This is a genomic window from Rhodococcus sp. LB1 (assembly GCF_001583455.1).
GTDB lineage: Bacteria > Actinomycetota > Actinomycetes > Mycobacteriales > Mycobacteriaceae > Rhodococcus_F > Rhodococcus_F opacus.
The window spans coordinates 67,927-74,359 of sequence record NZ_LTCZ01000033.1; the positions used below are offsets into that span (position 1 = coordinate 67,927).

Sequence of the window (6,433 nt, forward strand, 5' to 3'; positions counted from 1 at the left end):
GCCAGGATTTCTCCGCGAATCGCAGGTCGGATACCTTCTCCGACCTGCGATTCGCATCTCGTCCCCCGTTACGGTGTCCCCGTCACCACTGGCCGCCCGCGACCTGCCGGGTGGCGGCGTTCAGACGGTTCCACAGGTTCACGGTGGCGATCGACAGGACCAGCGACGCGAGCGCCTGCTCGTCGTAGTGCCGGGCGGCCTCGTTCCACACGTCGTCGGGCACCGGATCCGGACGATCACTCAACCGGGTCATCGACTCGGCCAGCGCCAGGGCCGCGCGTTCGGCGTCGCTGAAGTACGGAGTCTCCCGCCACGCCGCCACCGCGAAGATCCGCTCGTTGGTCTCCCCTTCCTTCTCCAACTCACGCGAATGCATGTCCACGCACACGCTGCAGCCGTTGATCTGGCTCGACCGCAGATGGACGAGTGCGTGGGTCACCGGCGGCACGTCCGCGTTCGACGCAGCCTTTCCCAGAGCCAGCAGAGACTTCATGGCGTCGGGAACGATCATCGCGGGGTTGGTCATCCGGGCTTTCATGATTGCCTGCCTCCAAAGGTATTCGGGTGATGTGACGTCACACCGGGTGATTTTCGTTCTCACTGACATGACGAACCGCGACGGCAGAATGTGACAGATGAACGACAACGAAGTTCTGGCGCACCGGTTCGAGGAGAACCGGACGCACCTGTCGGCGGTCGCCTATCGGATGCTCGGCTCGCTCAGCGAAGCGGAGGACGCCGTGCAGGAGGGCTGGCTCCGGCTCAGCCGTGCCGATGCGTCGGATGTGGAGAATCTGCCTGGTTGGCTGACGACGGTCGTCGCCCGGGTGTGCCTCGACATGCTCCGGTCACGGAAGACTCGCCGCGAGGAACCCCTCGACGTCCATGTGCCGGATCCGATCGTGAGTGAGCTGGACGGGGCCGATCCCGAGCACGAGGCGGTGCTCGGCGACTCGGTCGGACTCGCACTGATGGTCGTGCTCGACACGCTGACTCCCGCCGAGCGGATCGCATTCGTGTTGCACGACATGTTCGCCCTGTCCTTCGACGAGATCGCCCCGATCGCCGGACGCACCCCCGCCGCGTCCCGCCAGCTCGCGAGCCGCGCGCGCCGCCGCGTCCAGGGGTCGGGGCCCGTTGCGGATACCGACCTGACCCGGCAGCGCGAGGTGGTCGAGGCATTCATGGCCGCCTCGCGGGGCGGCCGGTTCGATGACCTCCTCGCCCTGCTCGACCCGGACATCGTCCTGCGGGCCGACGGCGGCGCGGACGGATCCTCTCTCGTGCGCGGAGCCCGCGCCGTCAGCGAGCAGGCCCTCACCTTCTCGCGCTTCGCTCCTTTCGCCCGGCTCGCCCTGGTGAACGGCGCCGCCGGGGTCGTGACCGCACCCGAGGGAAAGGCCATGTCGGTCATGGCCTTCACCGTCGCAGGTGGGAAGATCGCCCGGATCGACATCCTCGCCGACCCGCAGCGCCTGCAGCGTCTGGGGCTCTCCGCCGTAGACGACTGACGACCCGCAGGTAGCGGCGGTTTTTTGTGGCCGATCCTGGGGATCTGAGCCGTCCTGCCAGTACCATGGTGGGACAGGTACGCCCTCGAGCACGGAGGTCACCCATGGAGCTCGGCACCGTCACTTTCACCTACGACGGGCGGGTAGCCCTTCGATTCCAGCAAGCGCTCTCGCACTCGCCGGAGAAGGTGTGGCGTGTTCTCACCGACCCGCAGTACCTGAAGGCATGGTTCCCCGCCGACGTCGAGTTCGACCTCACTCCGGGTGCCGAACTCGTCTTCCGGGTGACGCCGGAGCAGGTGCGCCGATTCGGGTTGCCCGCAGATCAGACCACTACCGGGACGGTCATCTCGGTGCATCCCGCGCACATCCTCGAATACCTGTGGGACGCCGAGACCCTGCACTGGGAACTCGTCCCCGACGGCAGCGGAGGCTGCTGGCTGACGCTCACCCACACCGTGGAAGAAGAGGAATCCGCCTACGCGCACGCCGCCGGCTGGCACGCGGGGCTCGAGGTGGTCGAAGCGCAGCTGGACGGCCGCGAGGTCGACTGGTCCCCGTGGGATCGGGCCGACGAACTCGCCGCGTCGTACCGCAAGACGTCCTGACCGCAAGACGTCCTGATCGCTCACCGACTGGGAGGAGTGCCCATCCCGGGCAGCACGACCACACCGGCAGCGACCTTCGTGAAGGAGGTCACCGGGGAGGCGACGCGGCGGTGGGGTGTGCACGGCACCGACCTCGGCTGTTCCGCGCGCCTGGCCGACGGCAGGGTCGCGTTCTTCTTCGGCGACACGTTCAGCTCACGCGGCCGAAGCGGTAGGCGGTGGCGCAGCCCCGTGATGATGCGCTCCACCACAACCGATCTCCGGGGCGGCATCGAGTTCGAATCCGCGGCCGGCGGCCGGAATGCGACGGAGATCCTGCCCAACGCGCACGACGTCCGCGAACTCCCCGACCGGGAATCGGCGGGCAGCGAGTTCACCGTCGTTCCCGCTGACGCCGTCACGATCGGTGACCGGACCTATCTGTCCGTCGTCAGTGTCCACTCGTGGAGGTCGCGTGCGTGGCCGACGAACTTCACGTATCTCGCCTGGTCCGACAACGGGGGCGAGAACTGGCACCGCTCACCCGCCCGCTGGGACAACAGCGGTGGGTCGCTCGACCAGCTCTGGACCATGGAACGGCACGACGGCTACGTCTACGTCGTCTCGAGCGCGTTCGACCGCACCAATCCGGGTGGGATGATCCTCCGGCGGGTCCCCGAATCGCGCATCCTCGAGCCCGGAGCCTACGAGGACTGGGGCTGGGACCGCGGCACGGGGTGGGCGTGGGGACAGCCCGCGACCCCGATCCTGCCGGGCCCCGTCGGGGAGATGTGCCTGCGACGGATCGACGGCACCTGGGTCCTCGCGTACTTCGATCCCACCGCGTACGCGATCGTCACCCGCACCGCGGACCGGATCGACGGACTGTGGTCGGAACCGACCGTGCAGGTCGCCGGGGGCGACTGGGGAGCGGCGGACGGCACGTGGGCGCAGATCTACGGCGGATTCATCCACCCGGCGTCCACGTGGGACGAGCTGCATCTGCTTGTGTCGCAATGGAACACGACGACCGGCGACCCCTACCGCGTCCTGCAATTCACGACTCGGCCGGCCGCCGGGTAGCTCGTCACCCCACGAGTTCCGACTCCGTCCACCGTCCCTCCCCTTCCAGTTCCACACCGCGGGAATGGAATTGATTGAGGGTGCTGCGGTGGCCCACGCTCACCACGATGCTGTCCGGGAGTTCGGTCCTGAGCAGGGTGTAGAGCGTGTATTCGAGGCCTTCGTCGATGGCCGACGTGGCCTCGTCGAGGAAGATCACCGCGGGTCGGGCGATCAGCACCCGCGCGAACGCGAGACGCTGCTGCTCACCCGGCGACAGGATCCGCGTCCAGTCGGCGGTCTCGTCGAGCCGATCCCCCAGATTGCCGAGCGACACCTTCGACAGCGCGGCGCGTACGACGTCGTCGGCCGCCGTCGGCTCCTTCGGGTACGCCAGCGCGGTCCGCAGCGAACCGAGCGGAAGGTACGGCCGCTGGGACAGGAAGATCGCCTCTCCCGCGGGTCGTGACACCGTGCCGTCGGCGTACGGCCACAGATCGGCGAGCGTGCGGAGCAGGGTGGTCTTGCCCGAGCCCGACGGGCCCTTGACCAGCAACGACTGCCCGGGGGTCACGGTGAGCTCGAGACCCTCGATGAGGGTCTGCCCCGTCGGGATGCGCACGTCCAGCTTCTCGACCTGGAGGTCGTCGCCCGACTTGCCGGTCTTCAGGATCGGAAGTTCGGCGGCATGCTGGTTGTCGTTGGCCAGACCGTTGAGTCGGATGAGGGTGGCGCGGAAACTCGCGAAGTCGGCGTACGACTCACGGAAGAAGGACAGGGAGTCGTGGACCTGGCCGAACGCCTGCGACGTCTGCATCACGTCACCGAGCGACACCTGACCGGTGAACAGTCGCGGACCCTGCACGAGGAATGGGAAGATGACGGCCGTCTGGTTGACGGTGAGGTTCCATCCGCTGAACTTCAACGTCCGGAACACGATCTGCCACATGTTCCGGATGACGTCCGCGAACCGTCCGGCGAGTGTGCGGCGCTCGACGTTCTCGCCGCGGTAGAACGCGATGCTCTCGCCGTACTCCCGCACCCGGATCAGCGCGTAGCGGAAGTTGGCGCCCAGTTTCTCGTTGAGGAAGTTCAGCTTGATGAGCGGCTTGCCGATCCAGAACGCCACCACCGTGGTCACCAGTACGTAGATGTAGACGAGGAAGATCATCGCCCGCGAGATCTCGACGCCGAACACCGTCATCGGGCCGGACAGATCCCACAGGATTCCCGTGAACGACACGATCGACAGCACGGCGGTCACCGCGCCCATCGACAGCGAGCGGGACGTGGTCACGAAGTTGGTGATGTCGGCCTGGACGCGCTGGTCCGGGTTGTCGATCGCGTCGTCCAGGAACCGGTCGCGGTAGTAGGCGCGGCTGTCGAGCCAGTCGTCGACGAGATGGTGGTTGAGCCACGTCCGCCAGTCGATGTCGAGGGTCTGCCCGATCAGATACTCGATCAGGGCCCGCACCACGTGGACCGTCGCCAGAAGGGCGAACACGCGGAGGAAGTGCCAGAACGCCGATTCGTCCAGATTCTGGATCGAATCGTAGAAGTCGTTGTACCAGTAGGAGAACAGCACCGTCATCCGCACCGCGAAGACCGTCGACAGCAGCAGCACTGCCAGGATGGTCAACGGCTTGAGGCTGCGCCGCGGATTGAAGTACGGCGCGGCGAAGCGCCAGAACTGCCTACCCCATTTGGTGAACCGCGCTAGCAGTATCACTACGACGACGAACGCGACGACAGTCATGACGTAGGCCTTGAGCAGCCACATTGCGCTGTCCCAGACGACGTTGTTCCAGTCCACGACCCATATCCCCGATCACGAGGTGAAACTCACCAGAAAAGATGGCGAAGTCTAACCCCGGACGTCGGTCATCGGCGAGAGATACGCACAGGACACGCGTCGATCCGCACCCACACATCGCCCGATGTCCCATTTGGGCGGTTTCGCCGCTCGGGTGGGACATCGGGCAGGGCGAACGGACCCCGTCGACCGGGAGTCTACGAGTCCTTCTCGGGCTCAGGCTTTTTCAGATTGCCGTCGTCGTCGACGTAGTCGTCGAAGGCGGTACCCGACACCGTGCCGTCGGAGCCGGGCAGGACGACCGTCTCGCGGGCACCCGGCTCGTAGCGGGCGTCGATCTCCTCCACCTTCTTCTTGGCTTCGGCGAGGGCCTCGTCGTCGGGGAGGGGAACTTCGCTCTCGGTCTGCCGGCCGGAGTTCTTCTGCTCGGGTGCGTCTGCGCTCATTGTGCACGTCCGTTCCGTTTCGGAGATTCCAGACCGACCATACGCCGCAGCCACCAGTTGAACTACCGTTCAAAACCGTTCGGTATCAATGGAATGGCGGGGCCGCTACTTCCGCGGCGGGAAGTGGCGGATGAGACCCTCCTGGACGACGGTGGCCAGCAACTCGCCCTCGAGGGAGAAGAACCGCCCCGTCGCGAGGCCGCGGGACCCGGCGGCGACCGGCGACTCGGTGGCGTAGAGCGTCCAGTCGTCGAACCGGAACGGCCGGTGGAACCAGATGGAATGGTTGACGGTGGCCGCGACGATCCGGTCCAGCCCCCACGACAATCCGTGGGTGGTGATGATGGAATCCAGGACCGTGGTGTCCGACGAGTAGCCCATGACGGCCACGTGAATCAGCGGGTCGTCCGGAAGGTCGCCGTCCGATTTCATCCAGACCCGGTTGTGGGTGAGCTTCTCCCCGGTGCCCTTCATGATCCAGGACGGGTCGTTCGCGTAACGCATGTCGATCGGCTTGAGGGCGTCGACGAACATCTTCAGCCGATCCTCGTAACCCAGGAAGTGGTCGCCCAGCGGCGGCAACGTGTCCGGGAACGGGACGTCGGGCACCTCGACCGCGTGCTCGAGACCCTTGCCCCAGTCCTGGAACGCCGCCAGCATGACGAACAGTTCCTCACCGTTCTGCAGCGCCGTGACCTGCCGGTTCGCGAATGCCCGGCCGTCGCGGTGCCGCTCGACGCGATATTCGATGGGTTCCTTGACGTCGCCGCCGCGGATGAAGTGGGCGTTTATCGCGTGCACGGCGCGCTCGCCGCTCACGGTGCGGCCGGCGGCGACCAGTGCCTGGGAAATCAACTGGCCGCCGAACGTCCGGCTCCCCACCTGCGCGGGATGCCGACCTCGGTACGTGTCCTCGCCGGTCCTCTCGAGATCGAGAAGTTCGAGCAGGGTCTGGAGATCGGTCTTCGCCGCGACTTCGCTCACCTAGTGGTCCTCTTCGCCGATTCTGTGGAC

The 6,433-nt window shown here is 66.5% G+C and carries 7 protein-coding genes; 3 read left to right on the plus strand and 4 right to left on the minus strand.

Features of this window, described 5'->3' with window-relative positions; all coding sequences use genetic code 11:
• Window positions 1–82: 82 nt before the first annotated feature.
• Window positions 83–538, minus strand: coding sequence for a carboxymuconolactone decarboxylase family protein (locus AZG88_RS06345; RefSeq protein WP_005247464.1), 456 nt, complete (start codon window positions 536–538; stop codon window positions 83–85).
• A 97-nt stretch (window positions 539–635) separates the two neighbouring features.
• Between AZG88_RS06345 and AZG88_RS06350 the strand changes: the two genes are divergently transcribed.
• The 3 genes from AZG88_RS06350 to AZG88_RS06360 all read left to right on the plus strand — a co-directional run bounded on the left by AZG88_RS06350 (window position 636) and on the right by AZG88_RS06360 (window position 3,181).
• Entirely contained in the window at window positions 636–1,511 is an 876-nt protein-coding gene (locus tag AZG88_RS06350; RefSeq protein ID WP_061697238.1) for a sigma-70 family RNA polymerase sigma factor, read from the plus strand.
• A gap of 104 nt (window positions 1,512–1,615) precedes the next feature.
• Entirely contained in the window at window positions 1,616–2,119 is a 504-nt protein-coding gene (locus AZG88_RS06355; protein WP_005260370.1) for an SRPBCC family protein, read from the plus strand.
• A gap of 36 nt (window positions 2,120–2,155) precedes the next feature.
• Window positions 2,156–3,181 carry a DUF4185 domain-containing protein gene (locus tag AZG88_RS06360; RefSeq protein ID WP_061697240.1) on the plus strand — a complete coding sequence of 342 codons (1,026 nt, stop codon included), beginning with the start codon at window positions 2,156–2,158 and terminating at the stop codon, window positions 3,179–3,181.
• A gap of 4 nt (window positions 3,182–3,185) precedes the next feature.
• Here the strand turns inward: AZG88_RS06360 and AZG88_RS06365 are convergent, their stop codons facing one another.
• The 3 genes from AZG88_RS06365 to AZG88_RS06375 all read right to left on the minus strand — a co-directional run bounded on the left by AZG88_RS06365 (window position 3,186) and on the right by AZG88_RS06375 (window position 6,403).
• Window positions 3,186–4,973: an ABC transporter ATP-binding protein/permease gene (locus AZG88_RS06365; RefSeq protein WP_005247472.1), complete on the minus strand. Its 1,788-nt coding sequence runs from the start codon at window positions 4,971–4,973 to the stop codon at window positions 3,186–3,188.
• A 197-nt stretch (window positions 4,974–5,170) separates the two neighbouring features.
• Window positions 5,171–5,419 carry a hypothetical protein gene (locus AZG88_RS06370; protein WP_061697242.1) on the minus strand — a complete coding sequence of 83 codons (249 nt, stop codon included), beginning with the start codon at window positions 5,417–5,419 and terminating at the stop codon, window positions 5,171–5,173.
• 105 nt (window positions 5,420–5,524) lie between these two features.
• Window positions 5,525–6,403, minus strand: a complete 879-nt coding sequence (locus AZG88_RS06375) for an acyl-CoA thioesterase (RefSeq protein WP_005260362.1) — start codon at window positions 6,401–6,403, stop codon at window positions 5,525–5,527.
• Window positions 6,404–6,433 lie beyond the last annotated feature (30 nt).

What these genes read in the sequence shown, in the direction of transcription:
- AZG88_RS06345 (WP_005247464.1), bottom strand. Translation starts at nt 538, where the DNA reads ATGAAAGCCCGGATGACCAACCCCGCGATGATCGTTCCCGACGCCATG.
- AZG88_RS06350 (WP_061697238.1), top strand. Translation starts at nt 636, where the DNA reads ATGAACGACAACGAAGTTCTGGCGCACCGGTTCGAGGAGAACCGGACG.
- AZG88_RS06355 (WP_005260370.1), top strand. Translation starts at nt 1,616, where the DNA reads ATGGAGCTCGGCACCGTCACTTTCACCTACGACGGGCGGGTAGCCCTT.
- AZG88_RS06370 (WP_061697242.1), bottom strand. Translation starts at nt 5,419, where the DNA reads ATGAGCGCAGACGCACCCGAGCAGAAGAACTCCGGCCGGCAGACCGAG.